At 61.3% G+C, this 26,110-nt stretch carries 19 protein-coding genes and 2 pseudogenes; 12 read left to right on the forward strand and 9 right to left on the reverse strand.

What is annotated here, in order from left to right:
• The first annotated feature begins 33 nt into the window (after positions 1–33).
• Positions 34–750, forward strand: coding sequence for an SDR family oxidoreductase (locus BPHY_RS25890; RefSeq protein WP_012404415.1), 717 nt, complete (start codon positions 34–36; stop codon positions 748–750).
• On the opposite strand, the gene BPHY_RS25895 is transcribed toward BPHY_RS25890, so the two are convergent.
• Complete coding sequence (locus BPHY_RS25895; RefSeq protein ID WP_012404416.1) at positions 727–1,653, reverse strand: LysR family transcriptional regulator; 927 nt, start codon at positions 1,651–1,653, stop codon at positions 727–729. The two genes, BPHY_RS25890 and BPHY_RS25895, sit on opposite strands and share 24 nt — an antisense overlap.
• Before the next feature lie 662 nt (positions 1,654–2,315).
• On the opposite strand from BPHY_RS25895, the gene BPHY_RS25900 reads away from it, so the two are divergent.
• On the forward strand, positions 2,316–2,798 hold the full coding sequence (locus BPHY_RS25900; RefSeq protein ID WP_012404417.1) for a hypothetical protein: 483 nt from the start codon (positions 2,316–2,318) through the stop codon (positions 2,796–2,798).
• An 871-nt stretch (positions 2,799–3,669) separates the two neighbouring features.
• Here the strand turns inward: BPHY_RS25900 and BPHY_RS25910 are convergent.
• The 3 genes from BPHY_RS25910 to BPHY_RS25920 form a co-directional block, all read right to left on the reverse strand.
• Complete coding sequence (locus BPHY_RS25910) at positions 3,670–3,873, reverse strand: cold-shock protein (protein ID WP_012404419.1); 204 nt, start codon at positions 3,871–3,873, stop codon at positions 3,670–3,672.
• Between the two features lie 83 nt (positions 3,874–3,956).
• Positions 3,957–4,634 (reverse strand): response regulator, encoded by a 678-nt coding sequence (locus BPHY_RS38845; protein ID WP_012404420.1) that lies wholly within the window; start codon positions 4,632–4,634, stop codon positions 3,957–3,959.
• 382 nt (positions 4,635–5,016) lie between these two features.
• Positions 5,017–6,771 carry a hybrid sensor histidine kinase/response regulator gene (locus BPHY_RS25920; RefSeq protein ID WP_012404421.1) on the reverse strand — a complete coding sequence of 585 codons (1,755 nt, stop codon included), beginning with the start codon at positions 6,769–6,771 and terminating at the stop codon, positions 5,017–5,019.
• A 240-nt stretch (positions 6,772–7,011) separates the two neighbouring features.
• Here BPHY_RS25920 and BPHY_RS39865 point away from each other — a divergent pair, with 240 nt between their 5' ends.
• The gene (locus tag BPHY_RS39865) at positions 7,012–7,512 is read left to right on the forward strand and encodes a hypothetical protein (RefSeq protein ID WP_012404422.1); all 501 of its coding nucleotides are present in this window, start codon (positions 7,012–7,014) and stop codon (positions 7,510–7,512) included.
• Between the two features lie 226 nt (positions 7,513–7,738).
• Here BPHY_RS39865 and BPHY_RS25930 read toward each other — a convergent pair whose 3' ends face one another.
• A complete protein-coding gene (locus tag BPHY_RS25930; protein WP_012404423.1) occupies positions 7,739–8,020 on the reverse strand; it encodes a hypothetical protein in 282 nt (93 codons plus the stop codon).
• A 360-nt stretch (positions 8,021–8,380) separates the two neighbouring features.
• Here BPHY_RS25930 and BPHY_RS41935 point away from each other — a divergent pair, with 360 nt between their 5' ends.
• The 3 genes and pseudogenes from BPHY_RS41935 to BPHY_RS25945 form a co-directional block, all read left to right on the forward strand.
• Positions 8,381–8,605, forward strand: coding sequence for a hypothetical protein (locus tag BPHY_RS41935; protein ID WP_157686733.1), 225 nt, complete (start codon positions 8,381–8,383; stop codon positions 8,603–8,605).
• 506 nt (positions 8,606–9,111) lie between these two features.
• Positions 9,112–11,583 carry a CheR family methyltransferase gene (locus BPHY_RS25940; protein WP_012404425.1) on the forward strand — a complete coding sequence of 824 codons (2,472 nt, stop codon included), beginning with the start codon at positions 9,112–9,114 and terminating at the stop codon, positions 11,581–11,583.
• Positions 11,584–11,653: 70 nt separating this feature from the next.
• Positions 11,654–11,983 (forward strand): annotated as a pseudogene (locus BPHY_RS25945) (AI-2E family transporter); the annotation flags it as partial.
• Positions 11,984–12,289: 306 nt separating this feature from the next.
• On the opposite strand, the gene BPHY_RS25950 reads toward BPHY_RS25945, so the two are convergent.
• Both BPHY_RS25950 and BPHY_RS25955 read right to left on the reverse strand, forming a co-directional pair.
• On the reverse strand, positions 12,290–13,282 hold the full coding sequence (locus BPHY_RS25950; protein WP_041765401.1) for a carbon-nitrogen hydrolase family protein: 993 nt from the start codon (positions 13,280–13,282) through the stop codon (positions 12,290–12,292).
• 76 nt (positions 13,283–13,358) lie between these two features.
• Entirely contained in the window at positions 13,359–13,841 is a 483-nt protein-coding gene (locus tag BPHY_RS25955; RefSeq protein WP_012404427.1) for a MarR family winged helix-turn-helix transcriptional regulator, read from the reverse strand.
• A 436-nt stretch (positions 13,842–14,277) separates the two neighbouring features.
• Here BPHY_RS25955 and BPHY_RS25960 point away from each other — a divergent pair, with 436 nt between their 5' ends.
• From BPHY_RS25960 to BPHY_RS25975, 5 genes are all read left to right on the forward strand, one after another.
• Positions 14,278–15,792 (forward strand): GGDEF domain-containing protein, encoded by a 1,515-nt coding sequence (locus tag BPHY_RS25960; protein ID WP_012404428.1) that lies wholly within the window; start codon positions 14,278–14,280, stop codon positions 15,790–15,792.
• Positions 15,793–16,012: 220 nt separating this feature from the next.
• Entirely contained in the window at positions 16,013–16,162 is a 150-nt protein-coding gene (locus tag BPHY_RS41940; protein ID WP_167538885.1) for a hypothetical protein, read from the forward strand.
• A gap of 209 nt (positions 16,163–16,371) precedes the next feature.
• Entirely contained in the window at positions 16,372–19,995 is a 3,624-nt protein-coding gene (locus tag BPHY_RS25965; protein WP_041764787.1) for an AAA family ATPase, read from the forward strand.
• Between the two features lie 54 nt (positions 19,996–20,049).
• Positions 20,050–20,307 (forward strand): DUF4242 domain-containing protein, encoded by a 258-nt coding sequence (locus tag BPHY_RS25970; RefSeq protein ID WP_012404431.1) that lies wholly within the window; start codon positions 20,050–20,052, stop codon positions 20,305–20,307.
• Between the two features lie 289 nt (positions 20,308–20,596).
• Positions 20,597–20,785, forward strand: coding sequence for a hypothetical protein (locus tag BPHY_RS25975; protein WP_012404432.1), 189 nt, complete (start codon positions 20,597–20,599; stop codon positions 20,783–20,785).
• 177 nt (positions 20,786–20,962) lie between these two features.
• Here the strand turns inward: BPHY_RS25975 and BPHY_RS25980 are convergent, their stop codons facing one another.
• Both BPHY_RS25980 and BPHY_RS25985 read right to left on the reverse strand, forming a co-directional pair.
• Positions 20,963–23,782: an ATP-binding protein gene (locus tag BPHY_RS25980; RefSeq protein WP_012404433.1), complete on the reverse strand. Its 2,820-nt coding sequence runs from the start codon at positions 23,780–23,782 to the stop codon at positions 20,963–20,965.
• On the reverse strand, positions 23,779–24,912 hold the full coding sequence (locus BPHY_RS25985; protein WP_012404434.1) for a substrate-binding domain-containing protein: 1,134 nt from the start codon (positions 24,910–24,912) through the stop codon (positions 23,779–23,781). Before BPHY_RS25985 ends, BPHY_RS25980 begins: the two co-directional genes overlap by 4 nt.
• 345 nt (positions 24,913–25,257) lie before the next feature.
• On the opposite strand from BPHY_RS25985, the pseudogene BPHY_RS25990 reads away from it, so the two are divergent.
• A pseudogene (locus tag BPHY_RS25990) lies at positions 25,258–25,734 on the forward strand (LLM class flavin-dependent oxidoreductase); the annotation flags it as partial.
• Positions 25,735–26,110: the final 376 nt, after the last annotated feature.

The following is a 26,110-nucleotide window of genomic DNA, read 5'->3' on the forward strand; positions in this document are numbered from 1 at the left end:
TTCCCCGTGACTTTTCTCCTTCCCAATTACATCATGACAAAGCGTACTTTTCTGATAACGGGCGCCACCAAAGGCATCGGTCTCGCGCTCAGCGAGCGGCTCGTAGCGGCAGGGCATCAGGTCATCGGCATCGCGCGTTCGCACGCGCCGTTTCCTGGCGAACTCGTCCCGCTGGACCTCGGTGATCGCGCCGCGACCGGCGCAGCACTACGCGAGTTGGCGCGACGCCATTGGGTCGACGGCATCATCAACAATGTCGGCCTGGTCCGGCCGCAACGCGTCGAAGCAGTCGATCTCGATACGCTTGACGAAGTCTTTTCCGTGAATCTTCATCCAGCCGTCCAGACGGTGCAGGCATTTTTGCCCGGCATGCGTGAGCGCGGTTGGGGGCGCATCGTCAATATTTCCAGCCTCACCATTCTGGGCATCACGCAACGCACAGCCTACGCTGCTGCAAAGGCGGCGCTCGTGAGCTTTGCCCGTACGTGGGCGCTGGAACTCGCGACGACAGGCGTCACGGTCAATTCGGTCGCACCCGGTCCCACTGAAACGGAGCTGTTCCGCGCCAACAATCCGCCGGGCAGCCAGGGCGAGCAGCGCTATCTGTCTGGGGTGCCAATGGGGCGCTTCGGCAAGCCAGAAGAAATAGCCGCGGCGATCGCCTTCCTGCTTTCGGATGAAGCGGGCTTCATCACCGGACAGACACTCTTTGTCGACGGCGGGGCGTCAATCGGGAAGGCCGGAATCTGACGCCGCTCGGACGCCCTTCGCAGCAAAGAGACTTTCGATGAACGAGACGAAGGCGCGCGCCTTCGTCGTTGCCATTCGGCCCGATGGAAAGACGGCCCACACATCGACGCCCGGTAACGTCCAGTCTGAGAGCACCGCCTGCACTGAACCATCCGCGAGTTCCGGTGCGAACATCCATTCCGATGCGACGGCGAGCCCCATATGAGCGAGCACGGCGGCACGCATTCCTTCGGCGGCGCTGACACGCACGCGGCTCGACACCGTGACGGCGGCTTCCGTGCCGTCCGCGTGTCCAAACGCCCATGAGTCGCCACCACTGCGCATCGCGTGAACGATCGCTTGATGCTGGCTGAGATCGGCTGGCGTACGCGGTACACCATGCCGCTCGAAGTACTTCTTCGTGCCGACCACCAGCCGTCTTCCGCTCACGACGCGACGCGCGGTCATTCCGGAGTCGTCGAGCCGTCCCATGCGCAATGCGACGTCGATGCCTTCTTCAAGCAGATCGATCGGACGGTCGTCCATCACGATTTCGACGTCGAGTTTCGGGTGTTGGTCCAAAAACGCACCAAGCGCGGGGATCACGTGCAGCCTCGCGAACGTGACGGGGGCGCCTGCTCGCAGCCTACCCGACAGCCCCTCTGACGATTCGCGCACCGAATGTTCCGCCCGATCGGCTTCCTCGATGGCGAGGCACGCGTGTTCGTAGAACCGCTGGCCAGCGTCGGTAGGTGTCAGACCACGCGTCGAGCGCAACAGGAGCCTCGCGTTCAGATGCTCTTCCAGCTGCGCAATCGATTTGGAAACGGCGGGTTGTCCAATCTGGAGCCGTCGCGCCGCGGCAGAGAACGAGCCTGCCTCCACGACGGCGACGAAGGTTTCCATTGCGGCCAGGCGATCCATGCGGGCGGTGTCTCGTGAATGGGGAAAGGGTGGGCGGAGCAGCGCTGTTGAACGCAAGAGATATCACGCTCCACGCAAACGACCGCGCAACTATACAGCAGCCTGATACCGTGAGCGCTGCACAACGGCAGCGCGCTGTTCCACGGTACGCGTTCAGACCGAGGTCGAAAACGACCGGCTAGCCCGCAAGCCCAGGAGTTTCCTGCCTGCAGTGGAAACGCGCTTTGTCGGTTGAAATCAGTTGGCAAGCTTCGCAGCATGCACGTCAGTGCGTCCACGTCGAACGCTCGTCGATTTCAAGGAGGCCATGCCTGGCTAGCATCGCATCATTCGAATCCGATCATCATTTGCTGTTCGCCCATATGTATCACGATGTGACATAGCCATACGGGATGGGAACGGATGATCTGCAACGGCCGATAAGATGCCGGCGTCTTCTGAAGCGAGGGTGGTAGGCCGGGAGCGTCACGACTGCATGCCGTGTGGCTCATAGTGCTTCCGATGATTCCGCACGAGCGCAGGCACCAGCGAGCGCGGAACGCGGCTTGCATATTGTTTAGCCTGGTTACCGTTTGTCACGGGATAAGGGTCAACGTGCGCCGGTTGATCGACGTTTAAACAGGCAGCATCGCCATCGCGGTGCAATCTCATGGGAGGAAATTATGAAGAAAATCATCGCAGCTCTTGCTTCGGCCCTGCTAGTTACAACGGCATTTGCACAGACAGCAGCGGCGCCATCGGACGCCGCCAAGGCCCAACTGAAGGCAAACAGCGAGAAGAGTGAAGCACAGGCTACCGCGAATAAAAAGAAAGCTGAAGCTCAAAGCGACGCCGCCAAGGCCCAGGCGTCGGCAAATGAAGACAAGGCGTCGGCTCAAGCCGACGCCGACAAGAAGGCAGCGGAAAAGGAGAAGGCAGCAACGCCGAAGGAGGCGGCTGAGGCGCAAAAAGACGCCACCAAAGCGCAGGCCAAGGCCGACAAGAAAATGCACGACGCGCAGGCAAAGGCTGACCGGAAGAAGCACAAGGCTGCCCAGGATACTGACGTAGCTCAGGCAAAGGCCGACAAGGAGAAGGTCGAAGCTCAAAACGATGCAAACAAGAAGGCTGCAGACGCCAAAGTCGATGCCGCGAAAAAGCAATAGCGGGGTGCTTCGGTAATCGCCCGCAGTCAGTCAACACATAATTGACACGGATCTATGATGCGGCGCCAGGGCGAGTCTTCGTACTCGCCCTTTTCAAGGACTGCGTAAGAGAGGCGGCCAACCATCGTGCGCAGCGCTCACGGGTTTCTATAGCATTTCCCCTTGCGTTCAAGGCATTCGCGGAACGGGGGGCAACCCGCAGAAATGAGGATGACAGGCATGTAGGATGCTCAACCAGGCAAGAAGATGTAAGCAACAGGCAGTCACATGAAAGAACATCTCAGCGCGCTTTTCAGGACGCACCGCGAGGCGGTCGAGGCGTCGCAGTCACTAATGGAACAGGAAGGGCTTTGCGATGCCGACGCATTGTTCGTCTTTCCGCTCGGATCAGTTGCTCGCGCTGCGCGGCCCATGCCGGACCGGCATGAGGTCGATCATGCGGAGTACGCGGGGCACGGTGAGCAGATGACAATGATGTCGATCAATCACTTCGTCGAGCCATTCACGGCACATCTCAGTCCGAGTCCGGGCGTCCATGAAGACGGAAGACAAGGGCACGCCCTCGTCGTCATCGGGCATCCGCCGCAACATAGCCTTGCCCGGATTTGCGATGCATTAAAGGGGTGTGGTGCTTTCGCGATCCGCTGTCCTGGAGACAGCTGGCATCTGTGTCATACCCGGCGTGGTGGCAACGGAGCGACCTGTTGAGGGCGCGAACTCTCTCCGGCTCGTGCGTGCAACAGGCGAGCAGGAATGAACTGACGCTATGGAGATGCTGCGAGCCCGGTCTCTGCCCGTCGAGGCAATCGGTCGTTTCACCTTGGCCACAACATGCCGCTGACCGTTCCACCAGCTCGGGCGTCGGGAACCCTCAGGCAGGCTTGATATTCGCCGCCTGCTTGCCCTTCGGTCCCATTTTTACCTCGAAGCTTACCTTCTGGTTTTCCTGCAGCGACTTGAAGCCCTCTGTCCTGATTTCCGAGAAGTGGGCAAACAGGTCTTCCCCACCGTCATCTGGAGTGATGAAGCCAAAGCCCTTTGCATCGTTGAACCATTTCACTGTGCCGGTTGCCATTTTTCATGCTCCGTAAATGTTGAATGCTGAATTCGCGATTGCGGCATTGCCAATCGCCACGTTACATCATCCGCTTCACCGCATCACATGAACATTCGACCCCGGGGCCATTTCCCTGAAGAGGCGGTGCATTTAACGCACTTAAGCAGGACAAGCGCGCTGACGCTATGTTTCAGGCTGTCGTGCAGTTCTTCTGCGACCGTGGTGTCAACGCCGAGGCTGCGAAGGCGCTGCAATCTTTCCTGTTGCGCATGAACCAGTTCGATGCCGCGACGAATACGCGCCTCGGTAGGCGAGGCGGTTCCCATCTTTTCCCCTTCTGAGGTGAACTGCAATACGCCAAAGTCCAGCACACTGTCAGTTTCTGCTGTCGGCGCGTGCGGCGCATCGCGCGCACGCTTGCCGGTAGCCACTCCGGCATCATCAAGATTATCGAGCAACGCCAACAATGTTTCGGGTGCGAATGGTTTCCGCAGCATGGCTGCCACGGCGACTTCGGGGTCCGTTGCCAGCGCCGACATCACGATAACCGGGATCTGCTGAAACCCCGGCATCGCCCTGATCCTGCGGACCATTTCGGGACCGCTCATTAAAGGCATCATGACATCGGTGACAATGACTTGTGGACAGCTTTCGGGCGCAAGGCGCAGGCCGTCCAGTCCGTCCTGGGCGATGGTCACATCGTAGCCTGCGCCCTCGAGCACGGTACGCAATGCATCCCGCACGTTCGCATCATCGTCGGCCAGCAAAACGCGACTCATAGTGACTCATCGACCTGAACCATCGCCATATGCGTGACAGCTGCATCTTATATTCCATGCGCGTCCGTCCCTCGTCCATCGGCCAGCGTTCCGGGCCAGGCGGCCTCCCGCCTTTCTCAAGGGCCTGCCGCGATTTGTATGCTTTACCATTCTCGCCGAGAATACTTCCTCACACAGCGCCGGATTTTCGTGCGCCATGGCGGTGTTATTTGCACCGCAGCACACCGAACCATTGCCAGATTGCATCAACCATCGCTGGCTGGAGGCGACGATTTTCCCGATTGACCTGAAGGGCGAACGAAGTCGTGCGTCGCGTTTTCGCATTTATTCTGCCGCTGGCTAATTAGATACCACCGACGGCCGGTTCCGGGACGTCCTTGGGTCAACCACGCAAGACATACGCGAGATCCTCAAGCGTGGGCGGCTTGAGGAGGTGGTAGTCGAATCCGCTCCCGGCGCCAGCTGGGTCCAGCGTTTTCCCGGCGTAACCGGTCAGTGCCACCAGACGGGTCGATGCGCAGTGCGCGTGCTCGCGTAGCCGACGCGCCAGCTCATGCCCATCCATGCCAGGCATGTTGATGTCAATGAGCGCAATATCGGGTATGAACGACTCGACTATCGAAAGCGCTTCGGGTCCCGACTGCGCACGCTTGACCTCGTGACCGTCGAGCGTCAGCAGCATCGCGAGTGCCTCCGTCGCGTCCGCATTGTCGTCTACGAGCAGGATGCGGGCTGGGGACATGCCGTGCGTGGTGGCCGCTGTGTGTTCGAGTTGCTTTCTGCAAACGACAGGCAGCCGTACCGTGACCTCCGTCCCCTTGCCCTCACCCTCGCTGACGACGGCAATTTCACCCATGTGGGCGTTGACCAGATATCTGACGACAGCCAGGCCAATGCCCAGTCCACCTTCCGAACGCGCCCGCGTGGACGGTGACTGGGCGAACATGTCGAAGACGTGCGGCAGTATGTCCGGCGCGATACCCATTCCGTTGTCTCGCAAGGTGATGATGGCGTCCCTCGGCGTCGAGTCGTGCATGGGTATTGTCTCCGGATCGGGGGCATCCACCCGAAGCATGATCTCACCGCCCAATGGCGTGTATTTCACAGAGTTCGACAGCAGGTTTGAGATGACCTGCGTCAGGCGGGCGCCGTCTGCAAAAACCGTCACGGGATACGCCGGTAGTGTCACCTCGAGCTGTTGCTGGCGTCGTTCCGCCTCCGCCGCGACGGCGGCCATCGCGTCCTTGACGATGTCGCCGAGCAGGCCATAGGTGGGGCGGACCGACAGCTTGCCATGCCGTATCCGCGACGCGTCAAGCAGGTCACTCACCAGGCGCTTTAGCTGCTGCACCTGCCTGTTGGCGACGGCCAGCGCAGACAGCACGGAGGGACTGCCGGCTGCCAGCTTTTGCGCCGCCGAAAGCGCGGTGTCAATCGGGCCGAGCGGGTTGCGCAGTTCGTGGCTGAGTGTCGCGATGAACTCGACCTGATGAGTCTCGACGGCCGCGAGCGCATTCCTGGCGGCTTCCGCTTCCCCTGCGCGCGCTTCTGCGTCCGCTTTCGCCTGTTTGATGGTCAAGGCGGCACACGTGAAGTTGGCAAGACTCGTCAGGACGCGGCGGTGTTCGCTGTCAAAGTGGTGCCCGTCATGTGACATAACCCATAGCGCCCCCCAAGGCTGGGGTATGCCGGGAACAGGGACAACCAGTTCCTCGGTGATCTCCAGCGGGACGGGGGCCAGGCAATCGAAGTGGCGTTTCGGAAGGGCGAACAGCTGGGGCGAGCCCAGTTCGAGCGTGATGCCCGCCGGGCTGTGATCGGCTGGAAGCAGGTGCCCGGCGAGGCCCGCACAGTGTCCCGATAACGCCACCCAGCGGAAGGTATGCGGTGGGCTCACATCACGATCGCACAGGCTGATGCCGGCGCTTCCCGCATCGCACAACCTCAGCGCGGTGTCGACAAGCGTCTGCAGCATCACGCTATCCGCTGCGTTCAGCGCCTGGGCGAGACCATGCAGCGCCTCGTTCTCAGCAGCAAAGTCCGGAGCGCGGCGTCGACGCGCGTCGAGCTCTCGGGTCACAAGCGCGTCGGCGCGCTGGACGCGACTCAGCGCATCGGACTCTGACGTTCTCGGCATGCCATCCTCACGCAGAATGTAGGCCTTTTGAAGGAAAACGGCGGGTCCACGTCCATTTTAGCTGGGCTTCGACCGGGCTATCGCGACGTCGGCATGCCGCCGTGCGGTATTGTTCGCGCCATATAAATATAGGGCGTAGACGCACAGGCTGTCGGGGGATGGAAGGCGGCACCCGCCTTGCTGCTATCAGCTTGTTGTAAGAGAGCGTATGGCACAGGGTAGCGTAGCAAGGAGCAGATCATGAAAGCGCTTGATGCATCGTTGCATGCACGCAGCGCCGTTGCAGTTGTGGCGCTGTCTGCTGCTGTGTCCGGTTGCTATTACTACGTGCCCTACGGCTACGTCCCCTACGATGCGATGCCAATGGCCTCGGCACCGCCATATCAGTTCACGATGCCCGATGCAGCCGCATCCGGCGCCGCGTCCGATGTGACAGCATCGACGAACACTTATATTTCAACTGCCGCACCCGTCTTCGTCGCGCCTGCGTATTACCCCGTCGCGTATCCGTACTATGGCTCGCCGTGGTGGGGACCTTCGGTGTCACTGAGCTTCGGCTATTGGAGCGGCTGCTGTTACGGTGCAGGCCACCATGGCCACTGGGGGCATGGCGGCTGGGGTGGCGACGGGGGCCAGTGGGGCCACGGGCACGGAGGCGGCTGGACCGGTCACGGATATCGATGGCAGGGGGGCGGTGGTCACTACTGGGGCGGCGGTGCACGTGGTGGGCCGGTGCACTGAACGCGACGGGTGCCTTATCGGTGCCGCACCTGACCCATTGCCCGCAGACGCGATCGGGAGGCGAAGCGATATTCGATCGATCTACCCGGCGCAAGAAGCAACCACGGTCTGCATACCGTTCCAGACTGCCAGAGATTGTTTTATCACGCGCGTTGACGCCGGAGAACCGACCTCCCAGTGGTTCCGATGAGGCACGCATCATGGCCGAAGCGCCCCGATGTGCCAGTCACCGCGGCTGGCACGCCATGCAGTCGATGAAGGCGCGAGCTCGTCGAAGCCCATATTCGGCCGCGGCACTTTCGGATATGAAATCGACGTTTTCAGGGAAGCTGGCGACGGGGGCGGCTTGTTCGTCGCAGGCGTGTATGAACCACAAAACGGTGTAGCGACGCTGCATGCCGGTGAAAGACAAGGAAAAAGTGGTTCTGACTTCAACGTCGATCTGGTATCCGCGGTACGGCTCGCAAGACTGACGCATGGCGCCCTCCAGCACGAACGAGGTATGCATGTTGGGTTATCGGTTCCGCATCCGTCGTGCCCGAAGCCGGGCTTCCGTTGGCCGCCAGAAGCGCTATGAGAGCGAATGGCGATTGAATGAATAGCTGGCTGGATTGTCGGCGTGAACGTCTGGAGTGCATCCAATGGACGGCGCGCGGGTGAACGGCCGGCGGCAGAAACGGGTCGACCACCGTCGAACGCATCGGGCCAGCGTGTGGTCCCATCGTCGGCCTGCCGTCATCTGCCCCAAGAAGTCGCTCGGCGGCGCGTTGCATCAGCGTGCGGACATGAACGCATCTTCGCGGGAAATGACAGTTCGGCCTGATTTTTGCGTCGCTCACTTCGTCAGCCCGAAAAGGCGGGGCATCGCATGGATAGGCCGAATCCGTTGGAAGAACTCGCGCGTATTGACGAAAAGATACGCCTTTGCGAGCAAAGGCTGGAAGAGCAGCGGGAGCGGCTTGCCTCGATGGACGCCGGTGGGAGGAATCGGGAAGATTCTGAACATCTTCATGCGAACCTGGTTGCAAGCCTGCATGCGCTTGAAGGACTTCGCGACGTGATCAGAAAGGAAGTGCGGGACGCGGGGCTTTAAGCCGTCCGCTCGCCCGACCGGTCCCCCGGCTGCTGACAACAACCGGCTTCGATCGCGCGAAGGGCGTGGCGCACTGGGTTCATCGAGCCTGCAATGGACCAGTCGCCTGCTCCGTCTGTCGAGTCATCCGGGGCCTCGCAAGGGTTGAGGGGGCACCTGAGGGGCAGCAGCCGGGGGGACGGTAGTTGCGCGACTCGCGCGTCACTAGCCGCCCTATAATCGATGGGACGGACTTCTCACGTTTTTGGCGAAATATGGGAAATACGCGCCGCTGAGCTTGATCACCTGACACGCAGTCCACTTGCGATGAGCGTGTCGGCGCAGATGTCTGTACTTGCCACAATCGCAGCCGGTGTTCCTGGCTGAATGAAGTCTCGCCGGCGGCAAGCACGCGCCTGTCTGCAACTCTCCGAACGGCGCCCGCAACCATGAACCACTTCAGATGATCCGGTCGCACGACTGCACGGGTGGCAGCCTGAGACTCAGCGGTGCCGAGGGACCCAGTTATGGCTGACTTGCAGGCGCTAGACGACAGACAGCCGGATGTGTCCATTGTCGCGGTGGGGGCATCGGCGGGCGGCATTACTGCACTGCAGAAACTGTTCGAGGGGCTTCCGTCCCGTCTGCCGTTTGCGCTTGTCATCCTGCAGCATCTGCCCCCCGGCCGGCCAAGCGGACTCGGCGACCTGATCACGAAATGGACATCGGTTCCCATCCGTTCCGCACAAGACGGCGCGCGGCCTGAACCGAACGCTATCTATCTCCCTTCGCCTGATGACATCCTGACACTCGAGAACGGCGTGTTTCGCACCAGGCCAGCGGCGGGAGGCAACCGGCGGCCTGGCATCGATACGATCGACACATTCCTCGAAAGCCTGGCGCTCAAGGAGGGATCGCGTCCAGTCGCGGTGATTCTTTCCGGCACGGGAATGGACGGAACGGCCGGTGCGATCCGCATCCGGCAGGCGGACGGCATTGTCATCGTCCAGGATCCGCTCACGGCCCTGCATGATGGCATGCCCAACGCAGTCATCCAGCGCGGCATTCACGATCACGTTCTGCCTGCCCGGGCGATCGGTCAACAGCTGGCGGCCTGTGCCGAACCCGCCTATACACGTCCCGTGCCATCGGCTGACTGGACAGGCACCATGTCTGAAACTTTTGGGCGGATCATCGGGCTGATTCGTCAGCGCGTAGGGTTTGACCTGAGCGGATACAAGCCTTCCCCGTTGCTCTGGCGAATCCAGCAGCGCATGGATATACGAAAAGTCTGGTCATTCGACGATTACGCCTTGCTCATCGAGGACGACCCCGTCGAACTGGAAGCGCTGGTGCGCGGCATCCCGATTCACGTCACGGAATTCTTTCGCGACGCCGATGCCTGGACAGCGTTGCGCAAAGACGTGCTGGAACCCCTCGTTCGGGCGGCGCACGGTGCGCGCGCCATACGGACCTGGACGCCGGCCTGCTCGACAGGCGAGGAGGCGTACTCCGTCGCGATGCTGCTGGACGAGGTTGCCCAGGAAAACGGCGTGCCGTCCGACTTTCAGGCGTTCGCAAGCGATGCCGCCCCGGAGCTGGTGGCCAGAGCGAGCCGTGGTCTTTTCAGCGCAGCGTCGCTTGCTGCCGTGCCGGCCTCGCAACGCAGCCGTTACTTCTACATGGTGGACGGCGCATTCCGGATAAAGCGGCAGCTGCGCGAAAAGATGGTATTTGCACCGCAGGATCTGGTTGCTGATCCGCCGTTTTCCGGCCTTGATCTGATCACCTGTCGCAACCTGTTTATCTATCTTGAACCGGAGACGGTCAGGGAGGTGCTGTTTCTTCTGCATGGCTCGTTGCGGCAAGGCGGGTTTCTTTTTCTTGGAAAAAGCGAGGCCACTTCATTCGTCCGGCAGGGCTTTGAGGCGGTGTCCAGGCAATGGAGCATCTATCGGAAAACGGGCCCGATACCCGAAGCCAGACGGAAACTTCTGGTGCGCAAACCCGTAGCGAACGGTGAGACACTGGACACGGCCGCCATTCGCGCCGCACTTGAGCAGTACGACGTTCCGTCGGTGCTGACCGACGACGAAGGCAGCGTCCTGCGGATATACGGCAACACGAGGCACATCCTTGGCCTGCCGGCGGGCGAGCCTAGCCTCAGGCTGATAGACCTCGTGCCGCGGCCGTGGGCAGCGCCGCTGCGTTCTTTCATGCAACTGGCGCTTGAGGCGTGCCAGCCAATGACGTTGACGGGTTTGACGAACGGCGTCACAGGCGAGGCTTCCATGACCGTGCGGATCACACCGCTGCAAACGTCGGCCGATGGGGCGTGGAGACGGATGCTGGTGTCATTCATCGGCGATCCGCACGCTCTGGAGGCACCGGATGCAGGCGACGAACAGGCGGTGCCCGTCGACCTGAGCGCGGCATCTGCTGCCGACTGGAAGGACGAAGCGCGGGTTTCGCGCGAAGAACTGGAAGCATCCCGTGAGGAATTGCAGGCACTCAATGAGGAACTGAAGGCTTCGAACCAGCAGCTGAACGAAAGCAACGACGGTCTGAACGATGCGAACGTCGACCTGCAGGCGAACATCGCACAGCTCGCGATGCAAAATCGTGTGCTGCTGTCGGGTGCAGTGATGGCGCTCTTCCTGGACGAGACGCTGAAGCTTCGCTGGTTCACGCCATCCATGCGGGAAGTGTTGCCGCTGACAGCGTGCGACACGGGCAGGCATGTTGCAGACCTGGTTCCAAAGTTCCGGGACCGGGACTTCTACACAGACATCCAGTATGTCCTCGATACACGCGAACCACGCGAAGCGACCGTGCGCAACAGCGGTGGCCAGTGTTTCCTGCGCAAGACCTTCCCCTACATCGCCGAGACGGGCTCGATCGCCGGGGTGGCGATTACGTATGCGGACATCACCGACCGCACGCGCGCCGATGCCGCGCAGCGCCGCAATGAGACCTCGCAGCCAGAAGGAAGCGTTTGATGTGCCGTGTGCTAGGCGTCGGCCAGCTTCAACGCGCCTGACGGCCGGATGCGCTGCTAGCTGTCGGAGGGCAGCGTGTCTGCAGTTTGGAAACGGGTATGGCGTTGGCGCGGTGGTCGTGGTGTACGCCACCGGACAGATTGTCGAGAGCGTGATTCTTACGCCGCGGCTGGTTGGTGAGCGTATCGGCCTGCATCCACTCGCGGTGATCTTCGCGGTGCTGGCGTTTGGCAAGCTGTTCGGTTTCTTTGGCGTCCTGCTCGCGCTGCGAGCCACTGCCGTCTTTGCTTTGGCGTTGCGCGAACTGAGTCGCTCTTATCTCACGAGTGCGCTCTACCGGGGGCGTGACGCGGTATTGCCCGGCGTCCGCTGTGCCACGCGTTTCCAGAAGATTCGGTGACTGCGGGCTCCGGAGAAACGCTCTCTTTGGACGAACCTCCTGAGGTCGATAGACGTCCGATCTTCGCAGAAGAGGGGCAACGCCCTTCGTGTCTCTGCGTTCAGCACTGCGGAATCGACATTGCGTCAGACTGCCCCCATGCAGTCCGATATCCAGGAGGCCATGCAGGAATTGACGCGCACGCATCTGTTGCAGCCGGTTGCGTGTAGCTGCGGGAAGCGCCCGCCATCAGCGCCGCAGCGACGATGCTCGCGGACCCGCTCCCGATCATTGCTTTCAAAGCGGGTCCTCCTTGGATTCGCCGGTTCATGCCGCTTGGGCGCGCGGATCGTCGGATGCCTGCTCGTTCACGATGATCGGATGCGCAGTGCGTGCATGAACATGCGCGGTCGGCGTACGGTCGATCAACAGACTCAGGAGTTCGGGGCGGTTGTAGTGTCCGGCCGAATCCATCAGCATCTTGCGGCGGTCGATTTGAGCGAAGTCGAGATCGACGATGACTTCGCCTTCACCGGAGCGAAGGGGTTCGGCCATCAGCATGCCGTCAGGCGAGACGACCGTGGTGAAGCAGCCACCCGAGATCGGACCGATTCCACAACCCGTGTCCTCCATGATCTGCGCCTGCTGGTCGGCGTCGAGCCACGCTGTCGCGTTGACCACGAATGCGCCGGACTCGAGCGCATGTTGGCGGATGTTGATTTCCATCCGCTGTGCGAAGCCCTCGCCAAAGGCGGAACCCGGATACATCGCCGAATGGATCTGTTCGCCGTCTGCGATCATCGCGTAGCGGGCGAGGGGGTTGTTGTGCTCGAAGCATGCGAGCTGTCCGATACGGCCGACTGCGCTGTCGACAGCACGCAGGCCCGAGCCGTCTCCCTGGCCCCAGACCATGCGTTCGAAATGCGTCGGCGTGATCTTGCGGCGGCGCTGGATCAGCGTGCCATCGGCGTCGAAAAGCAATTGCGCGTTGTACAGCGTGCCGCCATCGCGCTCGTTGACGCCAATGGATACGACCATACCCGTTTTTCGCGCGGCTTCTCCGATTGCGTCGGTAGCGGCGGACGGCACCGTCACGGCCTGTTCGAGCAGTCGCAGATGTTCGGTGCCCGACAACAATTCGATGCCCGTCTGGACGGCCGCAAAGTACGGGTAGTAAGGCACGACCGTTTCGGGGAAGGTGGCAAACTGCACGCCCTTCTGGCCCAGTTCGTGGATTTTCTGCACCACCTTGGCGACGGTCGCTTCACGACTGTACAGCACCGGGCTGAACTGAACGGCGGCGGCTTTGACGACTTTCATGACAAACTCCTTGACGAGGGCGGGCGGGTTACCCGGCAGCGTCCGATCTTGCATATGCAACATCGGCCGAAAAACTTCAGGCCACGCGCAGTGGCAAATCGCGCGCGATATTCATGAGCTCACGGGCACCGGCTTCTCCCAGGAGCCGCGTCGCATGGCTTTGTGCAGCCGACCACGCGCTCGAAGCGCTTTTGAGCAGCGCCTTGCCCTCACGCGTAAGCGAGAGAGGGCGGCTGCGGCCATCGCTTGCCGGAACGCCTTCGGCAACCCAGCCCCGCACGATCAGCGGCTGCAGATTCCTGGTCAGCGTCGATCGTTCGTGATGGTTTCTTCGACCGAGATCCGTGCGGCTAATGTGCCCGAACTCCGCTATGAGCACGAGCAATGAGAACTGCGGCGCCACGATGCCGAACGGCCGCAGCGCATCGTCATAGACGGAAGTCAGAACACGCGAGATTTGCCGGGCACGCGTCATCAGGCAATTGCGCGCGATATGGCCGCTCAGCGTTTCATCCACGGTGCGGTCCTGTTCGACGGTTCCGTTCGGCTCCTGTTGCATATGCACTACCTCGGGTAAGCCCAATTTTTGCGGCGCGGCACTCTGCTCGCGTTGAGCGTATTTGAGCCGATGAACGTATCGTGCTCATGTCCGAAGGTTGCTTGTCTGTAAGCGAACGTATCCCGATGTCTTTGCAGATACGTTGCGATACAAAGGGAAGTTGCGAGGCGAGAGCGGGACGAAATGACGAGGGCGCTGGCGTGACATATCGAGTGACGACGCCTCAGTCGCGTTGCTGCCTTGCTCGCTTTCTACTGTGCCGCTACGGCTCGCGGCCATACCGGTCGACCAGCGGGCTTAGCGGGCTTCAACCGAAAAAACGGGTCTAAGCTCTCAATTTTTCTTTTCGTTTGCCGATACTACTGTCGTTAACCCTACGCAACCCTCTCGCGCAAGCGTCGACGCGCTAAAAAGCAACACAGCACAAAATAATCACGTGTTCCCAAACTTTGTCAGGCGCGCGGCCGTTATCGCGGGCCGCCGTCCCTGCATCGTGGGCGCGCTCGGTACGCTGCTTGCGGCGGCTGTTCTGGGCGTGAGCCTGCTAACACTGGTTGCCGCGCGCGACACAGCGATTCGCCACGCCCACGAGACATCAAGGAATGTTGCCGCGGTATTGTCGAGCAATATCTCGCACACCGTCGAATCCTCGGATCAATCGTTAAGGACGCTTATCGCCTCTCTTGACAAGCCGGCCGTCCAACATCTGGACGCGGACGTGCGGCACGAACTGCTGTTCAACCGCACCGCGACTTCGCAATATGTGACGGGCATGGGCGTGACCAATGAGCACGGGCAGTTGATGGACGGGTGCTGTTCGAGCACGCATCACTGGGACTTCAGCGACCGCGATTACTTCCTCGTACATCGCCAGTCGGCGAACGTGGGCCTGTATGTTTCCGCAGTGTATCGGGCGCGCTCGCGCGAGGGCGTGGAAGCCTTGGCACTGAGCAGGCGGATCGACAACGCCGACGGTTCTTTCAAGGGCGTGGCGCTGGTCGCCATCGACGTGGCGTACTTCAGCCGCCTGCTTGACGGGCTGAACGTCGGACCGGGCGGTGTCACGGCAATCGTTCGGACCGACGGCACACTTGTCGCAAGGAATCCTTATATACGACTGGCGCTTGTACCGAACTTCAGTAAATCGCTGACGTTTCCGCGCATGGTGAACCAGGACTCCGGCTTCTATGCGGCACGCTCGCCGACGGATGGCGTGCTGCGACTTTATACGTTTCAGCGCGTGCCGGGTACGCCGCTGATTGCAGTCGTCGCGCCGGCGCTCGACGACGTGCTCGCCTCATGGAAGACGCTTTCGTGGATCGTAGGCACTTCCGCTTGCGCTATCAGTTTCGCGTTTTGCGCGGTGGTCTGGTTGTTGGCGTTTGCATTGCGCGACCGGGCTCTCGCCGAAGACCGCTTGACGGAGCTCACGCAAACCGACTCGCTCACGGGACTCAAGAACCGACGCGCGCTCGACGAGGTGCTGGAAGCCGAGTGGGAGAGATTGCAGCGTACGGCGAGCTGTCTCTCCGTTCTCTATGTGGATGCCGATCATTTCAAGCAATACAACGACAAATACGGGCACGCGGCAGGCGACAAGGCGTTGAAGCATCTCGCCGACTGCATCGCGCAACGCGCGTGCCGTCGCAGTGACTGCGCCGCCCGTTATGGTGGCGAGGAATTCGTGGTCGTATTGCCCGACACCGACGCGGCGAACGCGGCGCGCGTTGCCGAAGGCATACGCGAGGCATTGGAACGATCATGGCATGCACGGCATGAGGCTGGAACGGCTGAGCTTCATCCGTTCACGGTCAGCGTCGGATGCGCGACAGGTCGACGCGGTTGCCCTGCCACTCTGGACGAACTGACGAAGGCGGCGGACCTTGCGCTATACGAAGCCAAGAATGCCGGTCGGAATTGCGTCAGAGCGGCGGCCATGGCCCATTCCTGACGCCGTCGTTGTTCTAAGGAAGGCTACCGGTATGAGCTATCACCCGCTGCGTCGATGCGTCGTCGCGCCGGGTGCCACGGTGGCCCGCTGAGCAGTTTGCATCGCGTAAGCATGTTCTACTGTCGATACGCGGGCCGGCGCCACATGGCCATTGATCTGATCGGCCTCATTCGAGCGCGTGAAGTGCAGGTGTGTGATATCCGTCGGAAAGAACATTGCTGTGTATCAGATCTTCACGACACGCGCGGCTGCGGAAATCGAACGCAAGGCGGCCCTCGATCGTCTCACGCATTCCAGGTTCCCGAATGAGCCAGACGCTCCCGGCATTGAAGAGGTGCCGTACCCGGTGTCGAACGTGGCGAACACGTGATTTCCGTTTGATAGAGACGTGACTGACGAGTGCCAACCAGAATCGCTGCTGGCCAGGCCGTCAAGTCGCAATGTTCTTCGCGCCTACTTAATAAACCTCGTCGCACATGCCTTGCTGGATATTGCCATCGCAGCGACGGGCGAAACCGCATGGACAAGTTGCGCCGCCGCGCCGATGATAACTTTGGATGGGTGCCCCAGAGATCCACAATGACCGACGATCTGACGACATGGTTAGCGCAGATTGGCCTCGGCGCGTACGCTGCAAAGTTCATCTCGCAAGGGATCGATTGGGATGTGCTTAGCGATCTGTCCGAGGGCGACCTAAAGGAGCTCGGCCTTACGCTGGGCGATCGCAAGCGACTCGCGAAAGGACTTGCGGCGCTGAACGGTGTGCATACACGTTCGCGTCAGCAGGCGGAGCAATGCGGACGCTTGCCTTCGTCATCCGCACCCGAAGCCGTCGACGCCGAGCGGCGGCAAATCACGGTGATGTTCATCGACCTCATCGATTCGACAGCGCTGGCAGAGCGATTCGATCCGGAGGACATGCGACGTCTGCTAGGGTTCTACCACCAAGCCTGTGCACGCGCGATCGAAGCTCATGAAGGCCATATCGCGCTTTATATTGGCGATGGCCTGCTGGTCTATTTCGGCTATCCGAATGCGCACGAAGACGACGCAATACGTGCAGTACTTGCCGCCCTCGCTGCCATAGCGGCGCTTCGCGAGGCCAACGAGCTCGTTGAAACTCAGTACGGTGTTCGCCTGCAGGCACGGATTGGGATCGAAACGGGACTTGTCGTCGCCGGCGCGATTGGCGCTGGCTCTTCGCTGGATCACCGGGCGATCGTCGGAGAAGCGCCAATCATCGCCGCAAGGCTGCAGTCGCTCGCGCCCCCCGACGCAATCGTCGTGGGACCGACGGTCCAACGCCTGATCGAAGGATCGTTCGAGCTTGAAAACCTGGGCTGGCGCGAATTGAAAGGGGTCACGGGTCCCGTGAGGGTCCAACGTGTGCTGGCGCAAGCGGATACGATCGACCGCTTCGAAATCAGGGCGATCCACGGGGTGACGCCTCTCGTCGGCCGGGCTGCGGAACTCGACATGATCCGGCGGCGCTGGAAGCAGAGCGTCGATGGCGAAATGCGCTGCGTGCTGTTGACGGGCGAGCCGGGGATCGGCAAATTCCGCTTGCTGCGGGCGCTTTGCGAGGACATGAGTCAGGACGCGCATAGCATGGTTTCGCTTCACTGTTCCGCGTACTATCGAAACAGCCCTTTTTGGCCGGTACAACGCTGGCTACAGCGCACTTTTGGCATCGTGCCCGACGCGTCTGACGCGTCGAAACTGGAGCGGCTGGAGGCTGGGGTCGCAACACCTGGAGTCGATGTCGACGAGGCGCTTCTGGTTCTTACGAACCTGCTTGGGATTCCTGCAGGCACACGCCATCCGGGAATTGATACGTCGTCGCCTTCCTTCAAGCGCCGGACGCTGGACCTGCTGGTGGCCATGATCGAAACGTCAACGCACGTTCAGCCGCTACTCGTCGTTGTCGAGGACGCACACTGGATGGATCCATCATCCCTCGAGTTCGTTCGGCTCGTGGTTGAACAACTGATGTCCGCCCGGCTGATGGTCGTGATCACTGCGCGACCCGATTTCGAACCGGGATGGACTTACCCCCATCTCGTTCAACTCAATCTCGATCGGCTATCACGCTGTGAGTGCGTAGCGATGATCGAGCGGCTGACGGGCGGCAAGCAGCTTCCGGACCTCGTACGCAACCAGATCGTCTCGAAGACGGACGGTGTGCCCCTTTTCGTCGAGGAACTGACGAAGGCCATTCTTCAAAGCGATCTGTTGGAGGATGCCGGCATCGGATACACGTTGAAGGGCACGCCGCAGGAAATCGCCATTCCAGACACGCTGCAGGGCTCGCTGTTGTCGCGGCTCGACCGGTTGGAACCCGTCGTCAAGGAAACCGCACAGCTCGCGGCCACAGTGGGACGTGAGTTCGGCAGGAAGTTACTTGGCCTGATTGCGTCCAGGTCAGAGGATGAATTGCAGGAATCGCTCGACCGTCTGATCGGAGCCGAAATCATTGTTCCCGCTTCAGGGAAGTTCGCTGGAGAAGACGCCTATTTATTCCGGCATGCATTGATCCAGGAGATTGCATACCAATCGCTCCTGCTTGCGCGCCGGCGCCATTACCACGCGTTAATCGCCGCCGCTCTTGAAGAACATTACCCGGAGACAGTCGAACGGCAACCCGAACTGATCGCACAGAACTTCGTTGCGGCCGATCTGCCGGACCGGGCGATCGGCTATTGGCAGCGCGCTGGGGAACGGGCGCTTGCGGGCGCCGCCTACGATGAGACTATCGCCCATGTACAGCGCGGACTTGAACTGATCAACCGATGCGCCTGCAATGAGCCGGATCGAGCGAGGCACCTGCTGAGTCTGCTGCTGACAAGGGGCAGGGCAGAGCTGAGACTGGCCCAGCGCGAGGCGATCGCAACCTTCCGCGAGGCGGCCCGGATCGCCCGCGAACAGAAGCTCACGTCGTATCTCGTGCAGGCAGCGTTAGAGTTCGACACCGCCGAGACGTTCCTCGAAGGTTCCGGAGATGAATCGCTTTCGCTGCTGAAAGAGGCGCTCACCGTAATTGGAACGGAAGAGTCGCTCGAGCGTTGCCGGCTGTTGAGCCGCCTCGTCCGCACCGTTCATATGACGGGTGCATGCGAGCAAAGTAGTGGATTTGCGGAGGAGGCCATTGCGCTCGCCAGGCGACTAAACGATCTGCCGAGTCTGTTCGATGCATTGGCCTGCGAGTTGATGCATGTCGGTGCTCTCCCGTTACCTGCGAACAGGTTTCCGGAGCGTCAAAGCGTGTTGATGGAGTTGATGCAGATGGCGGAAGATCTCGGCGATGCGCACACCATCGGACATGCATGCGCGCGATGTCTTGCCGGCTACCTGGAGATCGGCGAGGCGGACCGTTTCGAGAGCGCGCTGGAAAGATATCGGCAGATCGCCACAAGTGGACAACACTTCGTCGACAAGTGGTGCGTGACGGGGGCGCAGGCAATGCGGGCCATACTCGTCGGTGACTTCTCCGAGGCTGAGCACAAGACGCGCGACTCGTTGCAGATGGCGCAGAACGCGGACGCAAACCTCGCTACAGGTGTCTACGGCATGCAGATGTTCGCGATACGTCGCGAACAGGGCCGGCTCGCCGAGGTCGCGCCGATCTTCAAGCGGTTTGTCGACGAGCACGCCGCGGATGCTACGTGGCGGCCAGGATTCATGTTGATCTGCAGTGATCTCGGCTTTGAAGCGCAGGCACGCGACAATCTCGTTCAGCTTGAGGAATCGGAATCCGGCATCCCCGTGGACAGCAAGCGGCTTGTCACGCTGACATATCTGGCGGAGGTGGCTGCCCGCCTGCGAGAAGTCGAACACGCGGAACGCATCTATGCGCTTCTCCTGCCGTTCCAGGATCAGGTCGTCACGGTTCCTGTCTTTACCCTCTGCTGCGGATCTGCGGCACGGTTTCTCGGCATGCTGGCTCGTGCTCTTGGCGACTGGTCAGCCGCCGAACGGCATTTCGAGTACGCGCTGACCATGGACGAGCGCTTGCGAGCCTGGCCCTGGCTCGCGCATGGGCGCTACGAATACGCGCTCATGCTCGCGGCACGCAATGGCATCGGCGATAAAACACGTGCCCAGCATTTGCTCTCAATGGCGGCGGCCACAGCAAGGCAACTCAAGATGTTCGCGCTTGTCGAGCGCATCGCTGGCGCGCAGACAGGAACAGGGCTCAGAAGTTAGCGCAGGCACGCACATTCGACGCGCAATTTGCAGTCGCTACTCAAGGAGAATCACATGCCGCGTTTTATGATTGAACGTAACTTTGCAGAGCAACTTGAGGTCACGGGTGAGAGTGCTGCAACTGTGAAGAGAATCAACGACGAAGAAGGCGTCGAATGGCTCTTTTCGTTTCTGAGCGCGGACAAGAAGAAGACTTATTGCCTGTACGAGGCGCCCAATGCCGACGCCATTCGTGCTGCCGCACGCAGGGCCAATCTGCCCGCCGATGTGATCATCGAGGTAAGTGACTTGCGGCCGGAAATGTTTAATTAGAGATCGCGATCGTTCGATCAGTCACCACCTGGCAAGCGGTCAAGCGCTGCACCCGTCTTGTCCCGATGCTCGCCCAGCGAACCGATCGAAAAGCCAGGATCGTCCGACGGCGCATTGAGAGGTGGCGATTTTTGCCGGAACCGACGTGCGAGTGCTCGACGAGCGCCTTGACGTCGGCGCTGCTGGGGGGCGCAGCCCGCGAGGCCGTGACCAAAACGGCTCAACAATGCGTATGCATGCCGTCCAGCCTGCTAGACTGGAAGTTCCCCTGCAAGCCATGGAGGGAGAGATGACGACCGTCTACGTCGTGAAGACTGGCGAGAAGTTCCTCTGCACCGCAGAGGACGGCGATATCGGAATGGCACCGGAGATCAAGGAAGCCATGTCCTTTCTCTCGTATGAGGAAGCGAGCAAAGTCGCGAACGAGCACGCCGACCCCGGATATGAAATCGTGACGGTTGAGATCACGAGACGCTGACGAGGAGCCTGCTCCCAGGCGCTCAGTGAAAGAGGGCCAAATTTCGAAGGCGCCATGCAATATGGCGCCTCGGCCTGTTGTGTCCCGAATCGCCAGGAGAATGGGCCACGTCTGAATCGAGATTCGCACGACGCTGTTGATGTGTGCATGAAACGGTTCTGCGTGCTGCGATTGGCCCTAGTTTCGCTCCAGATATCGCTCGACGAAGCTGACGATCGCTTTGGATTGGAAAACCTTCGCCAGTTGGCAGAGGTGGTCTGCAAAGGGACGATAGCGCTCGTCAAGCTCGGTCACGTGCGTGGCATGTTGCACGATGGCACGCATGTCGCCAAGCCGTGCCAGGTGTAGGAGCGCTTCGATCTCCTCGAGGGGAGGCGCGATCATGGTCCCTGCGAACGGCGGGGCGTCGGGCACAGCGGTTTCGAACGGTCCACTGATTTGCGCCTCTGTCGCTTCGTCACCCCACTCGACATGCAGCAGGGTCGCGACCTGTGACAATAACCCGCCCAAGTCGATCGGTTTGGGGAGAAAGACGTCTGCCCCAGCCGCAAGACTCTGTGCAGCATCGGTGCGAGATGCGCCGGCGGAAATCGCGACGATGGGCAGATGCTGGAACGCTTGCGTCTGGCGCAGGCGGCGTATGGCTTCGAGTCCGTCCATTCCGGGCATGACAATATCCATCAGGACGAGCGCGGGACGCAGTGCCTCGACTTTCTCCAGAGCTTCCGATCCGTTCGCAGCCTCCGCTACGTCGAATCCGAGCGGACCAAGCATGTCGACCAGGACGGCGCGGTTCTCTGCTACGTCATCCACAACCAGGATGGTCTTGCGCGGTCCCTTGTAGCCGCTTGCCATCCGTCCGGGCGCGACGACAGTAGAAAGAGGCGCCAGCAGCTGGACATTCAGTTCAAACGAGAAAGCACTGCCCGTACCGTGATGGCTTTCGACGTGAATTTCGCTGCCCATCAGGCGCACGAGTTCCCGACTAATGGCGAGGCCAAGTCCCGTACCACCAGACCGGTAGCGAGCGTCGCTTACCTGCTCGAACGGCCGGAAGATCGCCTCCAGACGCGCTTCTTCTATACCGATCCCGGTATCGCGCACTTCGAAACAGAGTCGCGTGGGCGGCATGAAACCGACTCTCAGACGCACGCTCCCTTGCTCGGTAAACCTGATCGCATTGGAGATCAGGTTGAGCAGCACCTGGCGCAGCCGTATCTCGTCCACCCGCACACCTGCAGGCAGATCGGGAGCCATCTCGCAAGCAAACTCGAGTCCCTTTTCCGTTGCCTTGACACGCATCGTTTCGACAATGAAGTGGATGAACCGCGCAAGCGGAACGTCGGAGAAATTGAGCTCCATTCTTCCGGCCTCGATCTTGGCCATATCCAGGATGTCGTCGATCAGCGTGAGCAGGTGTTCGCCGCTGCGCTGGATGACCATCAGACCGTCGACCTGCCGCCGATCGAGGTTCTTGTCGCGCTTGAGAATTTGCGCGTACCCCAGGATTCCGTTCAGGGGCGTACGCAGTTCGTGACTCATGTGCGCAAGAAAGTCACTCTTCGCCTGGTTGGCCGCATCTGCATGCTCCTTCGCGATGGCCAGTTCCGCCGTTCGCTCGCGGATCATGTCTTCCAGGTGCTCGCGATAGCGCCGCAACTCCTCTTCAGCATGCTTATGCTCCGTGATGTCACGGGAGATACCAAGCAGAAACTGTGGCTCGCCGCGTACATCGAGAATCGGGATCTTCATCGTGTGCACCAGGCGCAGCCCATGACGTGTATGAACCGGCTCCTCCGGCACGTCGATCATCTGTCGCGACTCCAGCACCGCACGATCCTTCAGCGCAAAGAAATCAGCCTCATCTGCGGGAAACAGGTCGTGCACGGACTGGCCGATGAGTTCCTCCCGCCGGTAACCGAGCAGATCTTCCGCGGCCTTGTTAAAGCGCACGAAGCGGAGGGTGGCGGCCTCCTTGACGAAAACCATGTCCGGGATGTTTTCGATGATGCTGTTCAGGAAGTGCTCGCTTTCCCGGACCGCCTCTTCGGCGTGTTGACGCTCGGCAATCTCGGCCGCCTGACCCGCAAGCGCCGCGGTAAGTTCGGCCGTGCGCTGGGCGACGCGCGCCTCGAGGCCGGCGTTGAGTTCCTTTAGCGCATCCTCGGCCAGGCGGCGCCGGCGCCGGTCTTCGAGGAAATCTTCAACGGCGCGTGCCATGTCGGCAATCTCGTCGCCGCCGTGCACGGGGACGGCCTGCTCGTTCCCGGCATCGCCGTGCCGCAGGAAGTGGCTGACCCGGCGCAGCCGCGCCACAACATGGCGCCCCAGGAATTCGCGGGCGATCAGCCAGGCAAGCAACAGGCTCACCGCGACTTCGCCGGCAATCCATGTGCGTGTGCGGTCGGCGTAATCGGCCAGATTTTCGACCGCCACGCGGTAGCCGCGTGTCGAAGAATCCGACTGCTCGCGCGCCGCAGCGGCGAGGGCGTCGGCCGCGCGACGCAGATCTTCGTCGAGGCTGGCCAACGACACACGGGGCTGTCTCGCCGACGCCGGCGCTGCGCGGACGGCAAGCGCGGTCTCGCGCACCTGCGCCTCGATATTCACAATATTGCGAAAGCGCTGGCTCGACCGATACAGTGCCAGCACGTCAACGCCGGGGTCGTTACTCGCGCTCGCCGGTGCAAGGTGATCCACCAGACGGTCGAAGGATGCCAACTGGTCGAGCACCTGCCCGTGCGTCTGGCGCACGGCCTCGACCGTCTCGTCTCGCGACAACTGCAACGCAAGGCGTTCGATCGTCAGCGTGTGCTGCGCAAGTTCCTGCGCATCCGCGAGACGCGTGAGCCGTTCTTCGGCCAACTGGCGGATCGAGTGAGCGGAACCGGCCAACGAGTAAATCGTCGTGGCCCCGACCACCGCCACAAGTGCAGCCAGGCACGAAACCACGAGTGCGAACTGTGCTGTGAGAGACTGTGGGAGTGCAAGTTTCACGGGCTTTGCCAGATTCGACGATAGATGTCGCGATAGCCGTTAGCGGGGTCGTAAAACAGACGATCACCGCCGTCTTCGGCGAAGTTGTCCGCCGTCACAAGATGCACCGGACTCTCATACCCTGTCACGTTTTCGCCTGCAAAGAGCCGATTCAATTCGTCGACCAACTGCCAGCCTTGCAGATTCAGGGGTTCGGCGACGGTGCCCGTCTGGAACGTGCCCGTGCGGATGCGCAGGAACGCGGACTCGCTGCCGTCGCCCGCCGAGAGCATGGCCATTGCGGCATTCGGTAACCCCACCTGCGTTAGCACGGGAGCAGCGTAGTCAAAGTAGATGTCATTGATTGCGAGCGCATACGTCCAGCGCTTGCCATAACGCGCGAGCAATGCGCGCGTCGCTCCGGGCATCAGTTCCTGGCATCGCGAGATCGCCATATCACGCACTTCCAGCAGGGTGCAGCCGCTGCACGCGCGCACGACGGCAGCCATCGCCTCGGCCTTCTCGCGCGCAATCTGGAAACTGGAATCGGTGAAGATAACGACACCTGCCCGCCCGCCGGACTGCACGATGGCCGCGAGCGCCGTCACGCGTGCGACCTCGAGCGGATTCGACGACACGTTCATGGCCACGGGTGTGCCGGGCACAGGTCCAGCCTGGGCCGCTACGTGCCAGCCGACAATCGGGATGTTCCGCTCAGCGAACGGTCCTAGCGCCGGCAGCAGGGCATGTGCGTCGCCGCCAGCGATAATCAGACCGTCAGGGTGGCTCGAGAGTGCATTGGCGAGCATCTTGAGCCGCAGATCAGCCGTGCCTCGGGAGTCGAAAACCTTGACATGCCAGCCTATGACCCTGGCGGCCTCCAGCACACCGTCGATCACACCGAGGATGCCGCCGTTGTGCAAATCCTCGGCGACGACGGCAACGCGCTTCTCCCGCTGGGCCCGTGGCCCGTTGCGCGGACCTTTCCATGCAGTGGCCGGGCGCTGGGCGGCGTCGACCACTCCCTTGGCCGCCGTCAGAAATTCCTTCGCGGCGGCTGCGGCAACGGGCAGGGGGGGCGGCACCACGTCCTGTGCCGCGGCGACCGGCAACAAGCACGCGCATGACAACGCGAGAAGGAAGCTCCTCATGCTGTTCCCCTACGCTCCTTGAGCTCGACGGGTGTTCCTCGAAGGACATACCAAGGCGCTGTATCTGCAGCACCGTTTTGAGGAAATTCTATACCCCGATGCCCACGCTTTCGCGGTAGACGGGTCGTTCGCGAGGCACGACAGCGTTCCGACCTCCATTGGATTCGAAGTCTACCCGTCGATCACCCGTGGTGGAACCGACCGACGAATTGCGACTCAACAATGTGCTGGCCAAGCGGGACCTGATGGCGGCCAAGCGCAGCGGCCTGCTCACGGCATGGGTTCCGCGTTCGACATGCGGGGCGTTACGACAACGTCGATGGCTATCACCTCGCGGAACCGTCGCCGCAACGCACGCCGGTGCTGTTCCAGGCGGGCAGTTCCTGGCGCGGCCAGCGCTTCGCCGCGCGCCACGCCGAATGCGTGTTCATCTCGCCGCCGAATCGAAAGGTCGCGCGCGAAACGGTGCAGACGTTGCGTGAACAGCTTGTGCAGGCCGGACGCCGCCCCGACGACGTGAAGGGGTTTGCTGGCGCCGCCGTCGTTGCGGGCGCAACCGAACACGAAGCGCGCGAGAAATACGCCGACTATCTGCGCTACAGAACCGCGAAGCGGGGCTTGCGCATTTTGCCGCGAGCACGGGCATCGACATTCGCAATACGATCTCGACGCACCCGTCGATTACGCGCCCGGCAGTGCGATCGAGTCGGCCACGCGCACCGCGAAACAGCACGGCTGGACGCGCCGCAAGCTGCGGGAGATGCTCGAGCTTGGCGGGCGCTATCCGGCCATCGTCGGCAGCGCCGCGCAGATTGCGGATGAGCACGCTGCTCGGCGCAGGCCGCACCTGCGGCGTGATGAGCTCAAGACGTGCCGCAGCTTCCCACAGCACGACGACGAGCGCGGGCACCGCCCACGAAAGCCACTTGTACAGCGTGGCTTACGGCCGGCCGCCGCGCGTGCGTAAGGGCGAAACATGCCGATGACGCGAAGAAGTCAGATCAGACACATGCGCTCCATGATCGCGGTAAGAAATAAGGAATGCTCTGCTGCGGAGCTGTGACGAGCACTCCCTCCGAAGACGACAGGCGATGTGTCAGGAACGGTGCGCGTGTCGAAGGCGAGTTTGATATTAAAAGCGGGTTCGCGCTGCGAAGACAAAAGCCTTTTTGTGCTTTGCTTTTCAGTTCAGCAGGAC

It is taken from the genome of Paraburkholderia phymatum STM815 (assembly GCF_000020045.1).
Classification (GTDB): domain Bacteria; phylum Pseudomonadota; class Gammaproteobacteria; order Burkholderiales; family Burkholderiaceae; genus Paraburkholderia; species Paraburkholderia phymatum.

Excerpts from the sequence above, each read along its gene's own strand:
- BPHY_RS39865 (WP_012404422.1), top strand. The coding sequence starts at position 7,012 with ATGAAAGCGCTTGATGCATCGTTGCATGCACGCAGCGCCGTTGCAGTT.
- BPHY_RS41935 (WP_157686733.1), top strand. The coding sequence starts at position 8,381 with ATGGATAGGCCGAATCCGTTGGAAGAACTCGCGCGTATTGACGAAAAG.
- BPHY_RS25940 (WP_012404425.1), top strand. The coding sequence starts at position 9,112 with ATGGCTGACTTGCAGGCGCTAGACGACAGACAGCCGGATGTGTCCATT.
- BPHY_RS25900 (WP_012404417.1), top strand. The coding sequence starts at position 2,316 with ATGAAGAAAATCATCGCAGCTCTTGCTTCGGCCCTGCTAGTTACAACG.
- BPHY_RS25890 (WP_012404415.1), top strand. The coding sequence starts at position 34 with ATGACAAAGCGTACTTTTCTGATAACGGGCGCCACCAAAGGCATCGGT.
- BPHY_RS25930 (WP_012404423.1), bottom strand. The coding sequence starts at position 8,020 with ATGCATACCTCGTTCGTGCTGGAGGGCGCCATGCGTCAGTCTTGCGAG.
- BPHY_RS25970 (WP_012404431.1), top strand. The coding sequence starts at position 20,050 with ATGCCGCGTTTTATGATTGAACGTAACTTTGCAGAGCAACTTGAGGTC.
- BPHY_RS25920 (WP_012404421.1), bottom strand. The coding sequence starts at position 6,771 with ATGCCGAGAACGTCAGAGTCCGATGCGCTGAGTCGCGTCCAGCGCGCC.
- BPHY_RS38845 (WP_012404420.1), bottom strand. The coding sequence starts at position 4,634 with ATGAGTCGCGTTTTGCTGGCCGACGATGATGCGAACGTGCGGGATGCA.
- BPHY_RS25910 (WP_012404419.1), bottom strand. The coding sequence starts at position 3,873 with ATGGCAACCGGCACAGTGAAATGGTTCAACGATGCAAAGGGCTTTGGC.
- BPHY_RS25975 (WP_012404432.1), top strand. The coding sequence starts at position 20,597 with ATGACGACCGTCTACGTCGTGAAGACTGGCGAGAAGTTCCTCTGCACC.
- BPHY_RS25895 (WP_012404416.1), bottom strand. The coding sequence starts at position 1,653 with ATGGATCGCCTGGCCGCAATGGAAACCTTCGTCGCCGTCGTGGAGGCA.
- BPHY_RS25985 (WP_012404434.1), bottom strand. The coding sequence starts at position 24,912 with ATGAGGAGCTTCCTTCTCGCGTTGTCATGCGCGTGCTTGTTGCCGGTC.
- BPHY_RS25965 (WP_041764787.1), top strand. The coding sequence starts at position 16,372 with ATGACCGACGATCTGACGACATGGTTAGCGCAGATTGGCCTCGGCGCG.
- BPHY_RS25955 (WP_012404427.1), bottom strand. The coding sequence starts at position 13,841 with ATGCAACAGGAGCCGAACGGAACCGTCGAACAGGACCGCACCGTGGAT.
- BPHY_RS25950 (WP_041765401.1), bottom strand. The coding sequence starts at position 13,282 with ATGAAAGTCGTCAAAGCCGCCGCCGTTCAGTTCAGCCCGGTGCTGTAC.